We start from the raw sequence: 19,122 nt of genomic DNA, 5'->3' as shown, positions 1-19,122 counted from the left end.
AGTGTGTATTTTTATTGTGACGACAAAAATGCACGCTGTATTAGTCGTTAAAAAAGCTAGAGCATCTGTTGTTCGCGAGAAAGGTCTGTTGTTATCTATTATGTAGCAACGAATAATGGCGCGATATTTACCGACTGGTAGTGCTCAATAATAGCAGTTACGTTTGCTGTGTTACTTGATCCAACACGTTGGTAATGAGTCAATGTTGTAGTGAGATAGCTATGACATGTTTGATGCTGTTTAGAGCAATGGGTTTGCCAAATAGCTTCGCCAACGACACTGATCGGTTTACCTTTTATCAATTTATTACTTGCTAGAATAACCTCATAGTAACGATTGTTTTCTTCGACCAATACCTCATGCTTCAATCCAAAATTAAAAGATGCGAGTTGATGACGCAATGTGTATTGATGATGCACAGGGCAGAGTAAAAAATCGATATCTAACTTAGGATGACGTTGGTGAATGTTCGTAACGAGTTCAACCATCAAGTCGCCACCAACCCCTGCGATTATAATTAGATGTTTGCCCTGAAACTGACCAAGTGGAATTTGTGAAACATCCATGCAGTGTGTCTGCCATTGGTGAGCTGAATCAGAGAAAAATTGTTGTAACTTAGCTTCGAGTTGAGCCATTAGAGTCGGCACGATATCGACAAAGTGAATATTGGGTGCGCTGTTGCGCTTTAGTAGGGTTGCTCCCAGCAAACCATGATCACAGCAACAATCCCAAATATGTTGATAGTCATCTTCCACCATGGACGCGATTTGGGTTAGTCTTTTTCCTAGTTTCAATGCTCTGCCTACTCAATCAATGTCTATTCAGTTGAAAGCGCGCATTGTAGAGTGTTTTTACGATCCGACGAAGAAATTATTACGTTTGGTCAACTGTTCACCAGACTAACGGTTCTTTATACCCAATATAGGTAAAACACCTAGATTAAGAATTTTTATCCCGAGTTTTTTTTGCCAGTTCACTTAGGGTTTCAACGAGATTGATTGGCATAGGGAAAATAATGGTGGAAGTTTTATCTGTCGCTATCTCAGTTAGGGTTTGCATATATCTTAGTTGAAGAGCATTCGGTGCTTTGTTTAACATATCAGCGGCTTCTTTCAATTTTGCAGAGGCTTCTAGTTCACCGGTGGCATGAATCACTTTGGCGCGGCGGTTTCTTTCTGCTTCCGCTTGTCTTGCCAACGCTCGTACCATGCTTTCATTAAGATCAACATGTTTCACTTCAACGGTCGCGATTTTTATCCCCCAATCGTCAGTTTGTTGATCGAGAATACCTTGAAGATCTTTGTTAAGTCGTTCTCGTTCAGAAAGGAGTTCATCGAGTTCATGCTGGCCAAGTACTGAACGTAGGGTCGTTTGAGCTAACTGGCTTGTTGCATCGTAGTAGCTGGCAATGTTGTTGATGGCCATCTGTGGATCAATAACGCGGAAATAAACCACGGCGTTAACTCGAACAGAAACATTGTCTCGAGTGATGAGATCTTGAGTTGGTACATCAAGTACAATGGTTCTTAGATCAACCCGAACCATTTGTTGAATAAATGGAATAAGGATGATTAACCCTGGCCCTTTGATTGCTTGGAACCGACCAAGGAAGAAAACGACGCCTCGTTCATATTCGCGTAACACTTTAAATACGTTGATGAGCAGGACGACCAGTAGCACCAGCACAACGCCTGAGGTATAAATAATCATACGATGACCTCCTATTTTTGAGCGGGTAAGCCTTTAGTTCTCGCGGCTTTAGTTCTCTCTGTTTTAGTCACATTCAGTGTTAACCCTTTAATTTGTGTAATAGTGACTTTCTCACCTTGTTTGTGTGGACTATCACTGGTGGCATCCCAACGCGCACCATCTAGTAGTACGGTTCCGTGTAAGAAACCCGCTTGTTCATCGACAAAACCCTCGAGTACGACAGCTTGCTTACCGGGAAAAGCATCAATACCTGTGGTGACTTGCTTACGACGAATACGTAATAGCATCGTTAACATTAAGAAGATGATGAGCGCCGAAAAAATAGCAAATCCAAAAATCAAAGGGAGCGCTATCTGAAAGTTTGGTTCGGCATTATCCATTAAGAAAAGAGAGCCGAGTACAAACGCGACGATACCGCCTAGACCCAAGATACCAAAGCTTGGATTGAATGCTTCAGCAACCATGAGCGCAACACCTAACAAAATCAGCGCAAACCCGGCGTAATTGACGGGGAGCATTTGGAATGAGTACATGGCGACAAGCAGGCATATCCCCCCTAGGACACCGGGTAGGCCGATACCTGGGTTGTAAAATTCAAGAATCAATCCATAAATGCCAATGAGCATCAGTATGTAAGCAACATTAGGGTTAGTGATTGTGGCAAGTATTTGCGCCCGCCAGTCTGGAGCACGTTCAATTAACCTAGGTTGTTCGTTAAGAGTAAAGGTGGTGGGTTGATTTTGAATCAACAGAGTTCGTCCGACAGCTTGTTTTACTAATGAATCAGGTGAATTGGCGATAAAGTCGATAACACCTAAGGCCAAGGCTTCATTGGCATTAATGCTGGCTGCTTCACTGACGGCGGTTTCAGCCCATTCTGCGTTGCGACCATGTAAGCGTGCCAGTCCTTTAATATAAGCGCGCGCATCATTAATCACTTTCTTTTCCATCGCGGTGTTTGCAGGAACTTCAGCGTTATTTTTCTCTTTTTCGGGCTTAGCAGTATCACCTTCATTATGTCGGTTTTCTTGAGAATCCAATGTTTGAGGATGTGTCTCCTTAGATGGACTATTTTTAGCTCGTGGTTCTTCAGGCTCTTGTGAGGGGCGCTGAGTAGGTGGCCCAATACTGACTGGTGTAGCCGCCCCTAGATTCGTGGCGTCGGCCATCGCAGCGATTTGGCTTGCGAGCAATATATACGTTCCGGCACTTGCGGCTCTGGCACCCGATGGACCAACCCAAGTAGCGATGGGGATTGAAGACGAGGTAATCGCTTTAATGATATCGCGCATGGCGCTATCGAGCCCACCTGGAGTATCCATGACTAGGATAATTAATTTGATGTTATCTTCTGTGGCAAGTTCGATTTCGCGAGTGACATAATCACTGGTTGCTGGGCCTATTGCCCCTTTTATAGGAACGAGCCAAACGTCATCTGCCCACACACAAGCAGAGAACCAAAATAGAGTGGAGAGCAGTAATATACGCAGCTTCATGCGACCCCCTTATGTGACCCAATAAATAGGGTCTACATGACACTAAGTATATATAGCTAAGCCAGCTAAATACGTTGGGGTAGGGAGTCGTTGAAAATGCGTTAGGACTGTTGAAAACGAATAACGCGTTGTTCGAGTTGCCTAAAGGCAAGGGAGATAGCAAAACACAACACAAAGTAGGCCATACCGACAATGAGCCAAATCTCAAAAATTAACCCAGAAGAGTTAGCCATTTCTGTGCCAGCGAATGTCATTTCTTGGATGGAAATTAATGACACAATCGAAGTGTCTTTAACTAATGAAATAGCTTGTCCAGCCAGTGCAGGGGTGATCATCGCAAGAACTTGAGGCGCAATTACATAGCGATATTTAGTCCAAGTTGATAGGCCAAGTGAATCTGCAGCTTCCCACTGACCTTTAGGTAGGTTACTTAAGCCAGAGCGAACCACTTCTGCAACATAAGCGGCGGATAGAATTCCGACACACAAAATACCGGAAAACAGGTTTTCCCATAAGTTGGCTGGGCCAAATAGAAATGATTGTAATGGGTTTAGCTCACCGTGATGATTGCGTAGCAGCTCATCGAGTCCAAGTAGAGGGATAAGTTGACTAGATACAAAAAAATAGAAAATAAAGACAAACACCAATGGTGGAATATTACGTACCAATTGAATAAACGCATTGGCAGGAATACTCAGTAATGTCAAACGAGACTGCTTGGCTAGGCCCACCATAGTGCCTAGCCCTAGTGCGAGCAACATACCCCATAAACTGATACGGATTGTTGCAACCAAACCTTGGAAAAAGTACGGTAAGCTTCCATCAGAACGAGGAGTGAAAATGAGTTCAAACGCCTCAGCCCAGCGCCAATGGTAGTTCACACCAGCGGATGAGCGATAATAAAGCCAGCCAACGCCAATCATCAGCAATAGCAGCAAGATGACATCGAGCTTATTCAATCGCCATGGTGGTGTACTTTCCAGTTCTGCTTTGTTTAAGGCGTTCGTTTTAGTCACAGTTACTCACTTTTATGTTGTCGTACTCAAATACCCCTTAGCTTTGAGGTATCTGGCTAGATTATTGGCCAGATGCGATTTGGTCTTGCCAATCAAGCGTTGAAAACCAATATTCGTAGCGTTCATTTAGCCAGCCATCATCAGTACGTGCTTGAATCCATTGATTAAAGAATTCTTCTTTATCTTGCTCGCCTAAACGAACCGCAAAGGCTTCGTTGCCTTTTGATAGACGTTCATTAAAAGGAATAAACAATTTATCACTATGAATAATGGCTTCATGTTCTGGTTTTGGACTTGATGCGATAACCGCATGAGCATTGCCATTCAGCACTTCTTGAAATGCTTGAGCATCGTCATCAAATTGTAGGATTTTTGCTTTCGGGAATGTCTCTCGGGCTACTTGAACGGTGAAAGCACCGCGGCGAGCGGCTATTTTCACGCGACGAGAATCAAAATCGCTCAATTTCGAAAAGCCCTCAGCAAGCTCTTTATTTGCCGCTACTTGGACGCCAGAATGAGAGTAAGGAGTGGTAAAGAGTACGCTCTTTGAGCGCTCAGGCGTTACACTCATACCACCAATGATAACATCAAACTTTTGTGCCAGCAGGGCAGGAATGATGCCATCCCAAGCGGTTGGTACAAATTCAACTTTCCAGCCGGAGTCTTGAGCCAGGCGCTTAGCTACATCAATTTCAAAACCAATTAGATCGCCTTGCTTGTTACGCATTGCCCAAGGAACAAAGGTCGACATTCCGACACGCAGTGTACCTCTATCGTTAATTTTATCGAGGTTTGGAGTTTCGCTAGCCAAAGCAGGTAGAGAAATAGCCAAACTTAACAAGGCCGTGATAGCAGCTTTAAAACCAAACAAATGGCGTCTTTTTCGTCCTATATTTTTCATATTATTTCCTTTTATTTTGAGCGCCATTGAGCACCCATTTTATGTTCTAGCCAAGCTGAAAGCCCAGATAGAGATAAAGTCAGTAGCAAGTATATGCCGGCAACCGTGAACCAAATTTCAAATGGCATCGCGGTTTCAGATACGATGTTGCGTCCCTCAGTGGTGAGATCGAATATCGCCATCACGCTAACAATTGAGGAGTTCTTCACTAACGAGACAACCTCATTGGTAAGCGGTGGTAACGTGCGTTGGAGGAGCTGTGGAAGAATCACATCGTAGTAGCAGTAAAATGGGCTAAGACCTAATGAGCGTGAGGCTTCAAATTGACCTTTATCTATGCTGTTTAATCCACCGCGGAAAATTTCTGCTGTGTATGCACCTTGGAAGAGCGATAATGCTAAAACAGCGGTGGTAAAACGGTCAAGGCCAATGATAGGGCCAAAAACAAAGTAGAGTAGGTAGATCTGAACTAACAGTGGCGTATTACGAATCAGTTCAATATAAATATTGGCTATAGTTCGGCCAACGATTGACTTAGAAAGTTTAAGAAGTGCGGTCACTAAGCCAATAAGTAACGTAAAAATAAGGCTGATGCCTGAAATCTTTATCGTCACCCACAAGCCGTCGAGCAATTCTGCTGGCCACCATTCGCCATCTTCATAAAATGCAATGAAGTCAGGTACACGCTCCCATTGCCATTGATACCCCATCGCTTTCGCGCCGGAGTCTAGCAGCCACCATAGGCCAATAGTTAATATCACTATTTGTACCAGTGCTGACGCTGCAGGTTTAATTATTTTCTTGATCATTGATGGCTTAATATCTGCTGCAAAAATTGTTGAGTACGCGGATGTTCTGGCGCATTAAAGATTTGTTCAGGTGTAGCCATTTCGAGAATTTCGCCTTGATCCATAAAGATGACTCGGTCGGCAACTTTGCGAGCAAATCCCATTTCGTGAGTCACACACATCATGGTTATGCCATCTTGAGCAAGATCGATCATCACATCGAGTACTTCTTGAATGGTTTCTGGGTCAAGGGCTGAAGTGGGCTCATCAAAGAGTAATATATCGGGCTGCATACATAAGGAACGCGCAATCGCGACACGCTGTTGTTGTCCTCCGGAAAGTTGTACCGGATATTTATCGGCTTGCTCGGCAATATTGACCCGTTTTAGAAAGTGCATTGCGCGCTCGTTAGCTTGTTGCTTAGACAGTTTCAAAGTACGAATAGGGGACAGTGTGAGATTTTCTAACACTGTCAGATGTGGAAATAGATTGAAGTGCTGAAAAACCATACCGACGGTTCCAGCTTTAAGTTGTTCAACAGACCCATCAAATACTTGGATTTCCCCATGAGAGATCTCCTCTAACCCATTGACTGTACGTATAAGAGTTGATTTCCCTGAACCTGATGGCCCACATACAACAAGAATTTCACCTTTCAAAACACTGAGATTGATGTTTTTTAAAGCGTGATAGGAACCGAACCATTTATTGACGTCGGAAAATTCAATGGCGTTCATGCCTGTCTCTACTTTTTCTTATTATTTTATTAGTACCTTAACAACATCATAACGATATTGCATCTGATAGCGTAATACTCTGTGTTTAGTTGTTCAGATTATATGAAGAATGTAGAAAAAATAAGCGGAATGTGACCGAGCTACGCTAGTTTTTATACGACTTCTCCCATCTAAGTTGTTTAAAGTTGAGAGTTCGAATCACTATCGATATGTGTTTTTTTGTTTAATTTGCAAAAAAATGGCGTTGAAGTTTGGCGCTCTGCCATTTCCTGAATCAGACTGAAGAGACCTAAGTAATTCGATTTCTGAGTTTATAACCAGATTGGTGATGCTTCTGGCTATCGTGAAAACGATACCTCTTGTTGTGAGTAAAATGAATAATCGGCAAGGAGAACAGCATGAACAAAGTGGCACTGCCTTTCGGCTTAGAGGAATACCATTTACGGCTAGCTAAAGTTCGACAAGTTATGGAACAAAAGGAGCTGGACTTGTTAATTGTCCATGACCCATCAAATATGGCGTGGTTAACAGGCTACGATGGTTGGTCTTTCTATGTTCCTCAATGCGTCGTAATCGGCAGCTCTGGAGAGCCGATTTGGTTTGGACGCTGCCAAGATGCCAATGGTGCACTTCGAACCGTTTATATGTCTCGTGAAAGTGTGACAGATTATCCTGACTATTATGTGATGAACCCACCTTTGCACCCAATGAGTTACTTAGTGGAATCAGTGCTAAGGCCAAGGTTATGGGATCGTGGGCGAATTGGTCTAGAAAACGACAACTATTACTTTAGCTCTGCCGCCTTTGAATGTTTGCGCGCCGATCTGCCTTTCGCTCAGTTAGTTGACTCGACAGGTTTAGTGAATTGGTGTCGAGCGATTAAGTCACCACAAGAGCTCATCTATATGCACAGGGCAGCGCGTACGGTGGAGAAAATGCACCGCTTAGCTTTTGAAATTATTGAGCCGGGTTTGCCTAAACACCATCTTGTTGCTGAACTGCATCGGCAATCTATTCTAGGTGATGGTATTCACTATGGGGATTACACTGCTATTGTGCCTTTGCTCTCATCGGGCAGTGATGCCGCTGCACCTCACTTAACTTGGGATGACCGACCGTTTTGTCATGGAGAAGGGACTTTTCTGGAACTGTCGGGCGCACATCGGCATTACCATTGCCCTCTATCAAGAACGATTTTCTTAGGTGAGCCGGATGATAAGTTTAAACGTGCGGATGAAGCTTTGATGCGAGGGATAGAAGCGGGTTTAGCGGTAGCAAAACCGGGGAATACTTGTGCCGACGTTGCTCGCGCTCTAACTGATGTGATGGATAAAGCTGGCTTTCATCGTAATGGTGCTCGCTGCGGTTATTCCATTGGCCTGAGTTATCCCCCTGACTGGGGAGAGCGAACAATGAGTTTACGCGATAGTGACTTGACTGTTTTGGAAGAGGGGATGACGTTTCATTTTATGCCAGGCTTGTGGTTAGAGGACTGGGGTTTGGAAACGACCGAAAGTATTGTGATTGATACAGAGGGAGCTCGCCCCTTGTGTGACCTGCCTCGTCAGCTATTTGTAAAACATTAGTTTTAATCAGGCATTAGTGTTTATAGGACATTGGTCTTTATTCGGTATAGTTTTTTGAATATATGCTTTTGGTAAAACGAAAGATAGCGATAGAAAATCAACTGAGAAATGAAAGCCAAATCAGGGAGAGGAATAAAGGATGGAGCATGCGATTAGACAGTTATGATCTGCAGATACTTAAAATTTTGCAACACAATGGCCGCATAACGAAGTCGCAATTGGCAGAAACGATTAATTTGTCGATCAGCCCTTGTTGGGAGCGGGTTCGAAAGCTTGAATTGGCAGGGGTCATTCAAGGTTATGGCGCAAAAATTAATGCAGATGTCCTCTTTAAGTACACTCCGGTTTTAGTTGAAGTCATCTTAAAGGAACACAGTGCTTTGGCATTTAAGCGTTTTGAATCGACTATATTAGCGACTCCGGAAGTGTCCGAGTGCTATGCAACAGGAGGTGGAGTTGACTATATCCTTACCGTTCAAGCCCAAGGAATAAACCAATACCAACAAATCATTGATCACTGGTTAGATTCTGAGATCGGTATTGAGCGTTATTATACGTATGTCGTGACAAAAACCGTGAAGAAAGAGCAAGCTAATCAGCTAGTTTTTCTAAGTTCTCAAGAATAAGTATTACCAATAGCCACCCAAGTTAATTATGTCACTGTTCCGTCAATGGCTTGACGAAAACGCTCTCGACCAAAAATAATCATATTTTCTCCGCTGTAAACAGAAATTACCCAATCAAAAATCGTTATTTTCAGAAAAAACAAACCTGATTTTTCACATAAAGTTAAACGTAACTCAGTGATTTTTCTCATTTCGAAAACCCAGTTTGGAGTTGTCGTTGTTAGCAAAGAGATACTGTTCACAAAGAGATATTGATAGCAAAGGGATAGTGAGGGGTAAAGCATGGATCAAAAAACAAAACAGATACTAGAGTCAGATAGATACAATGTATTTCACGCTTCGACGCATCTTAAACAATATGCGAGTGGTGAATTGAGTGGGCGAGTGGTCACTGGTGCTAGTGGTATTCGTATTCATGATTCATTAGGAAATGAGTTGTTGGATGGCTTTGCCGGGCTTTATTGCGTCAATATTGGTTATGGACGCAAAGAAATGGCAGAGGCTATTTATGAGCAGGCCAAACAACTGGCTTATTACCACACCTATGTTGGGCATACTAATGAACCTCTCGTTACGCTCTCAGAACGCATTATTAATATGGCTCCCTCTGGCATGAGTAAAATTTACTATGGCATGTCTGGCAGTGATGCGAATGAAACACAGCTTAAGCTTGTCTGGTATTACAATAATGTCCGTGGTTTGCCAAATAAAAAGAAAATTATCTCCCGCGATAGAGGCTACCATGGTTCAAGTATTGCAGCGGGCTCAATGACTGGACTTGCTCTCTTTCATGCTCACTTTGATTTGCCATTAGAAAGAATCAAACACACGGTTTCCCCTTACTATTACCGCCGTTCAGACAGTGATATGTCGGAGTTGGAGTTTTCCGCCTATTGTGCTCAACAACTAGAAGCGATGATTTTGGCCGAGGGGCCAGATACTGTCGCAGCGATGATTGCGGAACCTGTGCTGGGGACTGGCGGAATTGTCCCTCCACCTCAAGGATATTGGCAAGCTATCCGAGCAGTATTGGAGAAATACGATGTGCTTTTGATTGCCGATGAAGTGGTATGTGGGTTTGGTCGCTTAGGGGTAAATTTTGGCTCTCAATATTACGACATGAAACCAGATTTGATCACGATTGCAAAGGGGCTAACATCGGCTTATCAACCTTTGTCAGGTGTGATAGTTGGTGATCGTGTGTGGAGTGTTCTTGAAAATGGTACTGATGAATGGGGACCATTTGGTCATGGTTATACCTATTCAGGACATCCGATTGCTGCAGCTGCAGCTAATTGTAATTTAGATATTATTGAGCGTGAGGGTTTGGTTGAGAATGCCCAGACCGTTGGTGCCTACTTACAACAAAAAATGATCAGCCAGTTTGCGGAACATCCTTTAGTAGGAGATTCCAGAGGGGTTGGTTTGTTGCATGCTTTAGAGTTTTCACCCGATAAACAGAGCCGGGCGCAATTTGATCCGAACTTAAAAGTTGGCCCTCAGGTCGCAGCGGCCTGTTTAGAGCAAGGTTTGATAGCAAGAGCAATGCCTCATGGGGATATCCTTGGGCTAGCCCCCGCGTTAGTGACGACGAAAAATGACGTAGATGTCATTGTTACTAAGGTCGATAAGGCCCTCAATAAAGTGATGGATAATCTTGTGACATCGAATGTTTGGCGTGGTTAATCGTTATAGATATACAAAAAAGAGCCATTTCACATGAAAATGCGAAATGGCTCTTTTGTTATCTATCATGATGAGATACCAAGAATGGCTAAGGCCAATGAATCTAGGGTTAATACAACCTAAACAAACTAAGCAACACTCACTTGTTTTGTTGGTATTAATTCGAAAAACTCATTGTGTAATGCTCGAATAGCATCATCATATTCTTTATCTTTGACCACAAACTGCACGTTAACGTTGCGCATTGAAGAGTGCAAAGCAATCGGGGCTATACCATTATTCATGAGAGCCAGAACACCTTGACTTAAGGTGGTATTGGTATCGATTTGTGAGCCAATAATGGAAATTAGAGCCACCATTCGACCTTTAATTGAGGCGTGAGGATAACGTTTTTCAGCCTTGTATAAGACTTTATTGAAGTTATCTTCTTTACCACTGAGGTAATAGGTAATGGAATTCGCGTTCATTTCTTTACCAACTAAAGAAACGCTCGCTTCAGTAATGAGCTCCATAAGTTCATAGCTGACATTATCAACTTGACCAACCATGGCTTGATCAAATAAGTGCAGGGCAAACACCTTGTTTCTTCCTGCGATAATTTCAGCTTTGTTCGCTGTTGGTTGGTAGCTGGTGGAAATCAATGTACCGGGATGCTCTGGTTCAAAAGTGTTTTTAATCTGCAACTCAATCGTTTGTTCACGCAACCCTGCCGCAGCATTAGGGTGAATCGCTTCCATGCCGAGGTTTGCGAGTTGATCGGCAACATCGTAGTTGGTGTGACCAATTGTCGATACTTTATCGCAACCCACGACACGAGGATCGGCAGAGCTCAGATGGTATTCCTTGTGGATAATAGCTTGCTTGGCTTGAGTTAAACAGGCCACTCGGCTGAATGTCATTTCACTATAACCGCGGTCGTAGGTTTTCATTAACCCTTCTTTGCAGTAAGCATAACCAGTAACAATCGGTAGCTCTGTGGAAAGGTCGATCTTCTCAAATGCTTGGCTAATGGTTTCGTCCAGCGTTAACGGTTCGGTGATGTTCCATCCGGATAGGTCGACAAACTTAGCGTTAATCGACAAAGTTTTTAATTTGAGAACCGTATTGTAGGCACTATGCGCTTCACCTATCGAAGAAAGAAACTCTCGAATTTGAGGTAGATAGTGGCGCAGGGTAAATTGACCATATTGGCAGGTTTGAAGAATGTTGGTGATGCAATTTTTCGCATCACCAATGCGAGCTCGGATAAAATTATCGGCTCGTAAACGATTGATCGGATCTGCAAACATGTTCTCGTTGACCATCAACATGCGTTGCTCTACATTTTCAAATGCTTGTTGCCATTGCTCATCGCGTTTAGCGATCAGTTGATAAACCCCAGGGTTCCCTGTGCGCTTACATTCAAGTAACGCATCGGTCATACCACCGTAAGCAGAAACAACAAAAATGCGTTGATATTTTTGTTCAGGCAATAGCAGTATATTATCTAAAACAGCATCAAAAGCAGTCATCGAGGTACCGCCGATTTTCTCTACGGTATGTGTCATACAAAATCCTTTTTTATTGGTAACCGTAGCTTGGGAGTATTTCAGCTTTTAGCGCTGTGCTTGTCCCGAGATCTGGTTGGATAAAGAAAAGGTGAGGTTATTACACCTCACCTTTGGTGGTTCTCATTAATCAATTAATGGATAGACACCATTTTCGTCATGGGTTTCCGCACCAGTGATTGGTGGGTTGAAGACGCAAGCCATGATCATTTCTTTATCTTTGTATGCTCGTAGATAATGCTCATCATGTTTATCAAGAATATATAGAGTGCCGGGTTTTATTGGGTATGTTTCTCCACCGACAACTTCAATTTCACCCTCACCACTCATGCAGTAAACTGACTCCAAGTGATTTTGGTAATGGATGTGTGTTTCGGTATTTTCAAAGATCGTCGTAATATGGAAAGAGAAGCCCATTTTGTCATCTTTTAGCAACATACGGACGCTTTCCCATGTTTCTGACGCAACACGACGTTCGCTGTTTTTGCATTCTTCTAGAGTTCTAACAATCATGGTTCTTTCCCTTATGACGCTTTCTTAATTGTTTGTTGTGCGATGTCTTCAACAGCTGCTTCAAAGATGTTAAGACCGTTTTCTAATTCAGTTTCTGTAATCGTGAGTGGACAGAAAAACTTCACGACTTCATCATTCGGTCCTGCGGTTTCAATGATCATGCCTCTTTCAAAGCAGCGGCGAGCTATTTGCGTTGCAATTTCTCCGTTTGAGCATTCAATACCTATCATTAACCCACGCCCTTTGCTTTGAGAGAATAGGCTAGGAAAACGGTGAAGAACCTTATTGATTACTTGAGAAACTTGCTGTGAGCGCTCACTGATGTGTTGCTCAAACAACGGCGTTGACCAGTAGATCTCAATTGCTTTCGCAGCGGTTACAAATGCGTGGTTATTGCCTCGGAATGTTCCGTTGTGCTCACCTGGTTGCCATTTGTCTAGCTCGGGTTTTAGCAACACAATTGCCATTGGCAAACCATATCCACCGATTGATTTTGATAGGGTGACCATGTCAGGGACGATTCCAGATGGCTCAAAGCTAAAGAAAGTACCGGTTCGACCGCAACCTGCTTGAATGTCATCAACAATCAATAGGATGTCATTTTGGCGACAGATTTTGCTGAGCTTTTGTAGCCATTCATTTGATGCGACATTCAGGCCGCCTTCACCTTGTACTGTTTCAACCAGCACTGCTGCGGGTTTATCCATACCTGCGGAATTGTCATTAAGCATAGTTTCAAAGAAAACCAGACCATCGACGCCATCAGCATAATTTTCATAAGGAATTCGCGTAATACCATTGAGTGGGGTACCAGCACCGCCTCTGTGGTGTTTGTTTCCGGTTGCTGCTAATGCGCCGGCAGTACATCCATGAAAGCCATTAGTGAATGCGACAATATTCGTTCTACCAGTCACTTTTCGGGCTAGTTTAAGGGCTGCTTCAACTGCATTCGTGCCTGTTGGACCGGTAAATTGCACTTTGTAGTCAAGTTCTCTTGGCTTAAGAATGTGATTGGTTAATGCAGTTAGGAAGTTTGCTTTGGCTTCTGAATGCATGTCGAGGCCATGAGTGATGCCATCTTGAGAGATGTAGTCGACAAGCGCTTCTTTCAATTGAGGGTTATTGTGACCGTAGTTAAGGGAGCCAGCACCAGCAAGGAAATCAAGGTAACGTTTTCCCTCTCCGGTTTCTAGCCAGCAACCTTTGGCGCTTTGAAATACAACAGGGAAGCTATTTGAGTATGAACGTACATTTGATTCTTGCTTTTTAAAGATATCCATGTGGGAGCCGTTTTTAAATCCTTTCTATTGTGATTTTTTCAAAGGGATACGATAAAGATATTCCGTATCATGCTTGCCTTTGAAGTGTTTGTCTTCATCAAGAAATGTCGACGTTTGACCTTGGTTTTCATGAAGGCTATCGAGCTTCTTGAATAACTTCCAAGATCCTTGATTTGATTCAGTAATGGTCGTTTCCAGCCAGTTCACATCGCGGAGTTCGTCACGCATAAGGAGCTCTTGCAACATGTGATAAGCAAGCCCTTTACCTCTGTATTTTGGAGATACCGCGACTTGCCATACGAAAAGCTCGTCAGCACAGCCTGGCTTCAAATAAGCAGAGATAAAGCCCGCGATTTCGCCATTGCACTCTGCAAGTACGCAGGTTTGGCTGAAATGGAAAGACTGGAGGAAATTACAGTATGAGGAGTTCACATCGAGTGGTGGGCAGGCTGCTATCAATTGATAGATGTCGTCACCATCCATTTTCGTTGGTGAACGAAAAACCCACTTGGTCTCACTCGCTTGCATAATTTCTGGATACGCTATCCAGGGAGCTGAAGTAATCATTGTTGGCCGCATAATCCTTTAGTGCTCTAAATGAATTTCAGTTATAAATGCTACAGTTATTATTACATAAATCAAGTAAAAATTCGTTTTCATCACGCTTTTCAGGGTTTCTTAGATGTTTTAGTCTGCATTTTCAATGAAAAATGTTTCGACCGCTAATGAATTTTCTTTTATTGTGCAAGGGCGGTGATAAGTAAGTTTAATTGCATTTGTCGACCTTTATTTAGACAACGTGGCATAAAAATGTGATCAGCATTGGGTTGAGGCGCATTTAGGTTTTCATTCAATAACACTACTACTTCGCACAAGCTCACATATAAAAGAAAAAATTTCTCTAGATTACCGAGTTGAAACCCGTAAGATACGTGCCAAATTTTGCGATAATTTTGATTAGAGATAAGTTAGTGACACGAGATCAATTTGAACTTTTAGCACCGGGCGGCGATTTGGATTCGATTAAAGCGGCGATTGCTGCTGGAGCGGATGCTATCTACTGTGGTCTCGATCGCTTTAATGCGAGAAACCGAGCAACGAACCTTACGCTAGATAACCTTAATGGGGTGCTAGAGTTAGCGCATCAGCATAATTGTAAAATTTTTCTGACCCTCAATGTCCTTATCTTAGAAAGCGAAATTCCGGCCATTGTGCGATTATTAAGCCAGCTTAATCATACTATGGTTGATGGTGTGATTATTCAGGATCTCGGTCTGGGTTATATTCTTAAGCACCACTTTCCTATGTTGGATGTGCACGCATCGACACAGCTTAATACTCACAATGAAGGCCAAATTTTATTCCTGAATCAAATTGGTGTCAGTCGAGTTAACCTTTCTCGAGAATTGAATATTCACGAGATAAAACATTTAGCTCAGTTTGGGCGTCAACATGATGTGTTGATGGAAGTGTTTGTTCATGGTTCTTACTGCATCGGTTTTTCTGGTTTGTGTTATATAAGTTCGGCACGAAATGGCGCATCAGGTAATAGAGGCCGTTGTAGCCAACCTTGTCGAGAGCAATACGAAACAACCTCAACGGGCAATCAATACCCATTGAATATGAAAGATAATTCGGCATTCAATGACTTGGAAGCACTTGTTGATGCTGGTGTCTATTCATTGAAAGTTGAGGGACGAATTAAGAAATCTCATTATGTTTATACGGTGATCGATAATTGGCGTAAGCAAATTGATAAGTTGTGTAGTGGGCAAGAATTATCACAAGATACTAAAGAGCTTTATACCGTTTTTAACCGTGACTTTACTAATGGCTTTCTCCAAGGTGAAATCGGTAAGAATATGTATATCGATAACCCTCGTGACCATGCTGTGACACACTTCTCGAAAGTCTATCAATGTACGTCAGTTGATGATGTAACTGCGGTTAAAAAGAAGTTATATGATGATAAAACAGCGATTATTGAGCGAGTTCAACAAGCGACAGAATCGTTTGATGTAACGGCTGTAGCGAATGGTTCACGTTTAAAAGGTGCGGTTGATGTACCCGTTATGCCGACGTTAACCTCTGCGCCTGTCACTGGAAGCAAATCGCTGGCGGTATTAATTTCTTCGATTGAAGATGTCACGCTTTGTACCGATGAGAATATTGATCTCTACTTTGAATTACCAATGGGATTAGATGGAGAGTGTGATGCGCTCATCGAGTTGTTTATCTCAAATCCAACGTTGAAACCGTGGTTCCAAGCGATTTGTATCGGAGATGATTATCGTGCCGCAGAGAAATTCTTAACCCAAGTTCGCCCATCTCAAATAGTGACCAATAATTTTGGTGTTGGCTATCTTGCGCAATCTTTAGGTATTGATTGGATAGCGGGGCCGCAGATGAACTCGGCTAACTCTTACGCGCTCCATAGCTTACAACAAGAGTATGCAGCGAGTGGTGCGTTCATCTCCAATGAACTGAACTTTAAACAGATTCGTCATTTGAAAAGACCTGAGGGTTTTAAGACGTTCTACAGTATTTATCACCCTAATACTCTGCTAACCAGTCGACAATGTTTGTTCCAGCAAACAGAAGGTTGTAAGAAGATAAAAATTAATAAGGGTTGCTTAAAGCGTTGTAGTAAACGTACCTCCATTATTAACTTGAAAGATAACCCATACATTATTCAAAAGCAGAAAGGTAGTCATAACAGTATCTACAGTGAGCATAATGTGCTCAATTTGGATATTCTAAAGCAACTGCCTGAACTATTAACTGATGTGCTGGTTGATTTACGTGATATTAAGACTGAGACGCGTCAGTCGGTCACTAAAAAGGAGTTAGTCGCGTTGTTTTTAAGCGCACTCAATCAAACCGATAACGAGCGTGATGCGGCTTTGGATTTGATCACGCAAGTGGTGACTCCTACGGCTAATAAACAGTATCTAAAAGGTTTGTAACGTAGATGCTCTTTAGATAGTCAAAATTCGTCCTCAATGCGTAAATCCATTTCAGGTGAGATAATTTGAATACATAAAAAAGCTCGCTAAATCAGCGAGCTTTTTCGTTTTATCTATGGAGCTCACATTGCGCCACTTTTCATTATTTATTGATTAATGAAAAGTGTGTCATGGGGCTTTGATATTTATAGTGCGGCTTGTTTCGCTTCAGCAACCCAAGAATCAAAAGTTGCTTGGTTGGCTTTAATCCAACCATTCACGTGCGCTTCAATATCTGACGCTGAATTTTTACCCTCACTCATCATCATGTTCTGAGCACTTACCGCATTGATATCAAGTTTGATGATTTCGAACAGTTTGGCTGCGGCAGGATTAGATTCTGCGAATTTTTTATTTGCAACGATGCGCATAGAGTTCATTTCAAAGCCATAGTTTTTACCGTTTGCCAGTGTTGTATCTACGCCCTTACGCTCACCCGGTAGGGCAGAGAATGGTACTTCTAACCAGACAACATCTTTACCTGGGACCAATACTCCACTAACCCAATACGGCGTCCAAGTGTAGTAAATCACAGGGTCGCCCTTTTTATAGCGAGAAATTGTATCAGCAATGATTGCAGCATAATTACCTTGGTTATGCTCTACAGTATCTCGTAATTTATAGGCATCTAGCTGTTCTTCAATAACCAATTCACAACCCCAGCCAGGATTACAACCTGTTAAGTCAGCTTTACCATCACCATCTGCGTCAAAGAGTGCTGCTACCTTCGGATCACTTAGTTGACTGATATTTGTGATGCCATATTTATCGGCAGTTTTTTTATCAATCAAGTAACCCTGAGCAGCGCCGCTAACGTATTGGCCTTTACGATAGAACTTCTCATCACCACCAGACATTGTGTATTTGTCTGCGTGCAAAGGGAACCAACCTACGGTTAGGAAAGTCGCATCACCTTCTGCAATTGAGGTATAAGCGACGTTGTAGTCTACTTCTTTCGTATCTTGTACATCATAACCGAGCGCTTCAAGTGCACGGTTTACGATAAGGGTTTGGAATGTTTCTTCTGCAACCGTTGATTGAACTGGTTGAACAGACACACCTTCACCAGGGAGCTTTTCTGCCCATACTGAAGTTGAAACCGCTGTACTAGCAATGGCCGCTGTTAGAACGGCTTTCTTCCATGAAAGGGTCATTTGTTTTCTCCTAACCTATTAAGTGACTTTGATTGGGTCTTTTTCAGTTTGACCAGCAGAGATACGGGACCCGTATGATACCAACGCTGTTTATTGTCGCGAGAATTCGCGCCAAGTGATTGAGTGATACGGTCGAGTAAGATGGCAAGAATAACGATGCCTAACCCGCCAACTGCGGCAAGCCCCATATCGAGGCGACCAATACCACGCAAAACCATTTGTCCTAAGCCACCAACAGCAATCATTGAAGCAATGACCACCATTGATAGCGAAAGCATAAGAGTTTGATTTACCCCAGCCATGATAGTTGGCATCGCGAGAGGCAATTGAATTCGATAAAGCATTTGGCGTGAACTTGCACCAAAGGAATGACCGGCTTCGATGAGCTCTTCAGGGACTTGTTGAATACCCAAAATAGTTAAGCGCACTACAGGCGGTAAAGCAAAGATGATGGTGACCACGACGCCTGGGACATTACCAATACCAAATAGCATAACAATCGGTACAAGGTAGACAAAAGCCGGAGTCGTTTGCATCGCATCTAAAATTGGGCGAACAAATTTGGCTGCAGTATTATTTCTTGCTAGCCATATCCCCATGGGAAGCCCGATTAATAAGCAGAAGAACACAGATGTCATCACCAGTGACAGTGTAGTCATCGCTTCCGACCAAGCGCCGATCAAACCGATTACGGAGAGAGAAATTAGTGTTGTAATCCCCATTTTTAAACCAGCGAATTGCCATGCCAGCATAAATAGAATACCTAGCATTAAAGTTGCAGGTGTATTGACGAGAGTTGACTCAAAAGAGGTGAGAATAAAATCGATAGGAACACGAATTGCTTGGAATATAGGACGCCCATGTTCAACTAACCAGTTCAGTCCAGTCTCGACCCACTGATCAAAGGGGATCACTGCTTTGTCAAATGGATTCAAAATATCAAAACTGCTGCTCTGTTCGACCGGTTCACTTAGCCAAGCATTATCGCTGGTTGATGGTGTCTCTGCTCCCCAAGGGTCTGAAGCGGTTGTTTCTGTTTGACTCCAAGGATCGGAGCTTTGAGTTTCTTGTGACATG

At 42.9% G+C, this 19,122-nt stretch carries 18 protein-coding genes; 4 read left to right on the top strand and 14 right to left on the bottom strand.

All coding sequences use genetic code 11. The features are described 5' to 3' along the window. Positions 1 to 98: 98 nt before the first annotated feature. The 7 genes from DZ860_RS10870 to DZ860_RS10840 form a co-directional block, all read right to left on the bottom strand. Positions 99 to 794 carry a tRNA (adenine(22)-N(1))-methyltransferase gene (locus DZ860_RS10870; protein ID WP_120031143.1) on the bottom strand — a complete coding sequence of 232 codons (696 nt, stop codon included), beginning with the start codon at positions 792 to 794 and terminating at the stop codon, positions 99 to 101. Between the two features lie 145 nt (positions 795 to 939). Further along, complete coding sequence (locus tag DZ860_RS10865; RefSeq protein ID WP_120031141.1) at positions 940 to 1,710, bottom strand: slipin family protein; 771 nt, start codon at positions 1,708 to 1,710, stop codon at positions 940 to 942. 11 nt (positions 1,711 to 1,721) lie between these two features. Next, positions 1,722 to 3,206 carry an NfeD family protein gene (locus DZ860_RS10860; RefSeq protein ID WP_120031139.1) on the bottom strand — a complete coding sequence of 495 codons (1,485 nt, stop codon included), beginning with the start codon at positions 3,204 to 3,206 and terminating at the stop codon, positions 1,722 to 1,724. A gap of 101 nt (positions 3,207 to 3,307) precedes the next feature. Further along, positions 3,308 to 4,222: an amino acid ABC transporter permease gene (locus DZ860_RS10855; RefSeq protein ID WP_243641846.1), complete on the bottom strand. Its 915-nt coding sequence runs from the start codon at positions 4,220 to 4,222 to the stop codon at positions 3,308 to 3,310. A gap of 61 nt (positions 4,223 to 4,283) precedes the next feature. Beyond that, the gene (locus DZ860_RS10850; RefSeq protein ID WP_439333124.1) at positions 4,284 to 5,123 is read right to left on the bottom strand and encodes a transporter substrate-binding domain-containing protein; all 840 of its coding nucleotides are present in this window, start codon (positions 5,121 to 5,123) and stop codon (positions 4,284 to 4,286) included. 11 nt (positions 5,124 to 5,134) lie between these two features. Next, positions 5,135 to 5,932, bottom strand: coding sequence for an amino acid ABC transporter permease (locus DZ860_RS10845; RefSeq protein ID WP_120031137.1), 798 nt, complete (start codon positions 5,930 to 5,932; stop codon positions 5,135 to 5,137). Next, positions 5,929 to 6,648, bottom strand: coding sequence for an amino acid ABC transporter ATP-binding protein (locus tag DZ860_RS10840; RefSeq protein ID WP_120031135.1), 720 nt, complete (start codon positions 6,646 to 6,648; stop codon positions 5,929 to 5,931). The genes DZ860_RS10845 and DZ860_RS10840 overlap by 4 nt, the downstream gene beginning before the upstream one ends. Positions 6,649 to 7,046: 398 nt before the next feature. Between DZ860_RS10840 and DZ860_RS10835 the strand changes: the two genes are divergently transcribed. Next, positions 7,047 to 8,234 (top strand): M24 family metallopeptidase, encoded by a 1,188-nt coding sequence (locus DZ860_RS10835; RefSeq protein WP_120031133.1) that lies wholly within the window; start codon positions 7,047 to 7,049, stop codon positions 8,232 to 8,234. Positions 8,235 to 8,380: 146 nt separating this feature from the next. Continuing rightward, the gene (locus DZ860_RS10830; protein ID WP_120031131.1) at positions 8,381 to 8,860 is read left to right on the top strand and encodes an Lrp/AsnC family transcriptional regulator; all 480 of its coding nucleotides are present in this window, start codon (positions 8,381 to 8,383) and stop codon (positions 8,858 to 8,860) included. Between the two features lie 26 nt (positions 8,861 to 8,886). On the opposite strand, the gene DZ860_RS24420 is transcribed toward DZ860_RS10830, so the two are convergent. Next, entirely contained in the window at positions 8,887 to 9,051 is a 165-nt protein-coding gene (locus tag DZ860_RS24420) for a hypothetical protein (protein WP_165862889.1), read from the bottom strand. A gap of 91 nt (positions 9,052 to 9,142) precedes the next feature. On the opposite strand from DZ860_RS24420, the gene DZ860_RS10820 reads away from it, so the two are divergent. After that, positions 9,143 to 10,546, top strand: coding sequence for an aspartate aminotransferase family protein (locus tag DZ860_RS10820; RefSeq protein ID WP_120031127.1), 1,404 nt, complete (start codon positions 9,143 to 9,145; stop codon positions 10,544 to 10,546). 128 nt (positions 10,547 to 10,674) lie between these two features. Here the strand turns inward: DZ860_RS10820 and DZ860_RS10815 are convergent, their stop codons facing one another. From DZ860_RS10815 to ectA, 4 genes are all read right to left on the bottom strand, one after another. Beyond that, positions 10,675 to 12,093 carry an aspartate kinase gene (locus DZ860_RS10815; RefSeq protein ID WP_120031125.1) on the bottom strand — a complete coding sequence of 473 codons (1,419 nt, stop codon included), beginning with the start codon at positions 12,091 to 12,093 and terminating at the stop codon, positions 10,675 to 10,677. Positions 12,094 to 12,219: 126 nt separating this feature from the next. Then, complete coding sequence (locus DZ860_RS10810; RefSeq protein WP_120031123.1) at positions 12,220 to 12,606, bottom strand: ectoine synthase; 387 nt, start codon at positions 12,604 to 12,606, stop codon at positions 12,220 to 12,222. A gap of 11 nt (positions 12,607 to 12,617) precedes the next feature. After that, positions 12,618 to 13,886 (bottom strand): diaminobutyrate--2-oxoglutarate transaminase, encoded by a 1,269-nt coding sequence (gene ectB, locus DZ860_RS10805; protein WP_120031121.1) that lies wholly within the window; start codon positions 13,884 to 13,886, stop codon positions 12,618 to 12,620. A 24-nt stretch (positions 13,887 to 13,910) separates the two neighbouring features. Continuing rightward, entirely contained in the window at positions 13,911 to 14,453 is a 543-nt protein-coding gene (ectA, locus tag DZ860_RS10800; protein WP_120031119.1) for a diaminobutyrate acetyltransferase, read from the bottom strand. 404 nt (positions 14,454 to 14,857) lie between these two features. Between ectA and DZ860_RS10795 the strand changes: the two genes are divergently transcribed. Beyond that, positions 14,858 to 16,852: a peptidase U32 family protein gene (locus tag DZ860_RS10795; protein WP_120031117.1), complete on the top strand. Its 1,995-nt coding sequence runs from the start codon at positions 14,858 to 14,860 to the stop codon at positions 16,850 to 16,852. 185 nt (positions 16,853 to 17,037) lie between these two features. Here the strand turns inward: DZ860_RS10795 and proX are convergent, their stop codons facing one another. Then, positions 17,038 to 18,045 carry a glycine betaine/L-proline ABC transporter substrate-binding protein ProX gene (gene proX, locus DZ860_RS10790; protein WP_120031115.1) on the bottom strand — a complete coding sequence of 336 codons (1,008 nt, stop codon included), beginning with the start codon at positions 18,043 to 18,045 and terminating at the stop codon, positions 17,038 to 17,040. Then, the gene (gene proW / locus DZ860_RS10785; RefSeq protein WP_120031113.1) at positions 18,042 to 19,121 is read right to left on the bottom strand and encodes a glycine betaine/L-proline ABC transporter permease ProW; all 1,080 of its coding nucleotides are present in this window, start codon (positions 19,119 to 19,121) and stop codon (positions 18,042 to 18,044) included. Before proW ends, proX begins: the two co-directional genes overlap by 4 nt. Position 19,122: the final 1 nt, after the last annotated feature.

The organism is Vibrio sinensis, assembly GCF_003605645.1.
Classification (GTDB): Bacteria; Pseudomonadota; Gammaproteobacteria; order Enterobacterales; family Vibrionaceae; genus Vibrio; species Vibrio sinensis.
The sequence above is the reverse complement of the archived record's forward strand: the minus strand, read 5'-3'. Positions and strand labels throughout refer to the sequence as shown.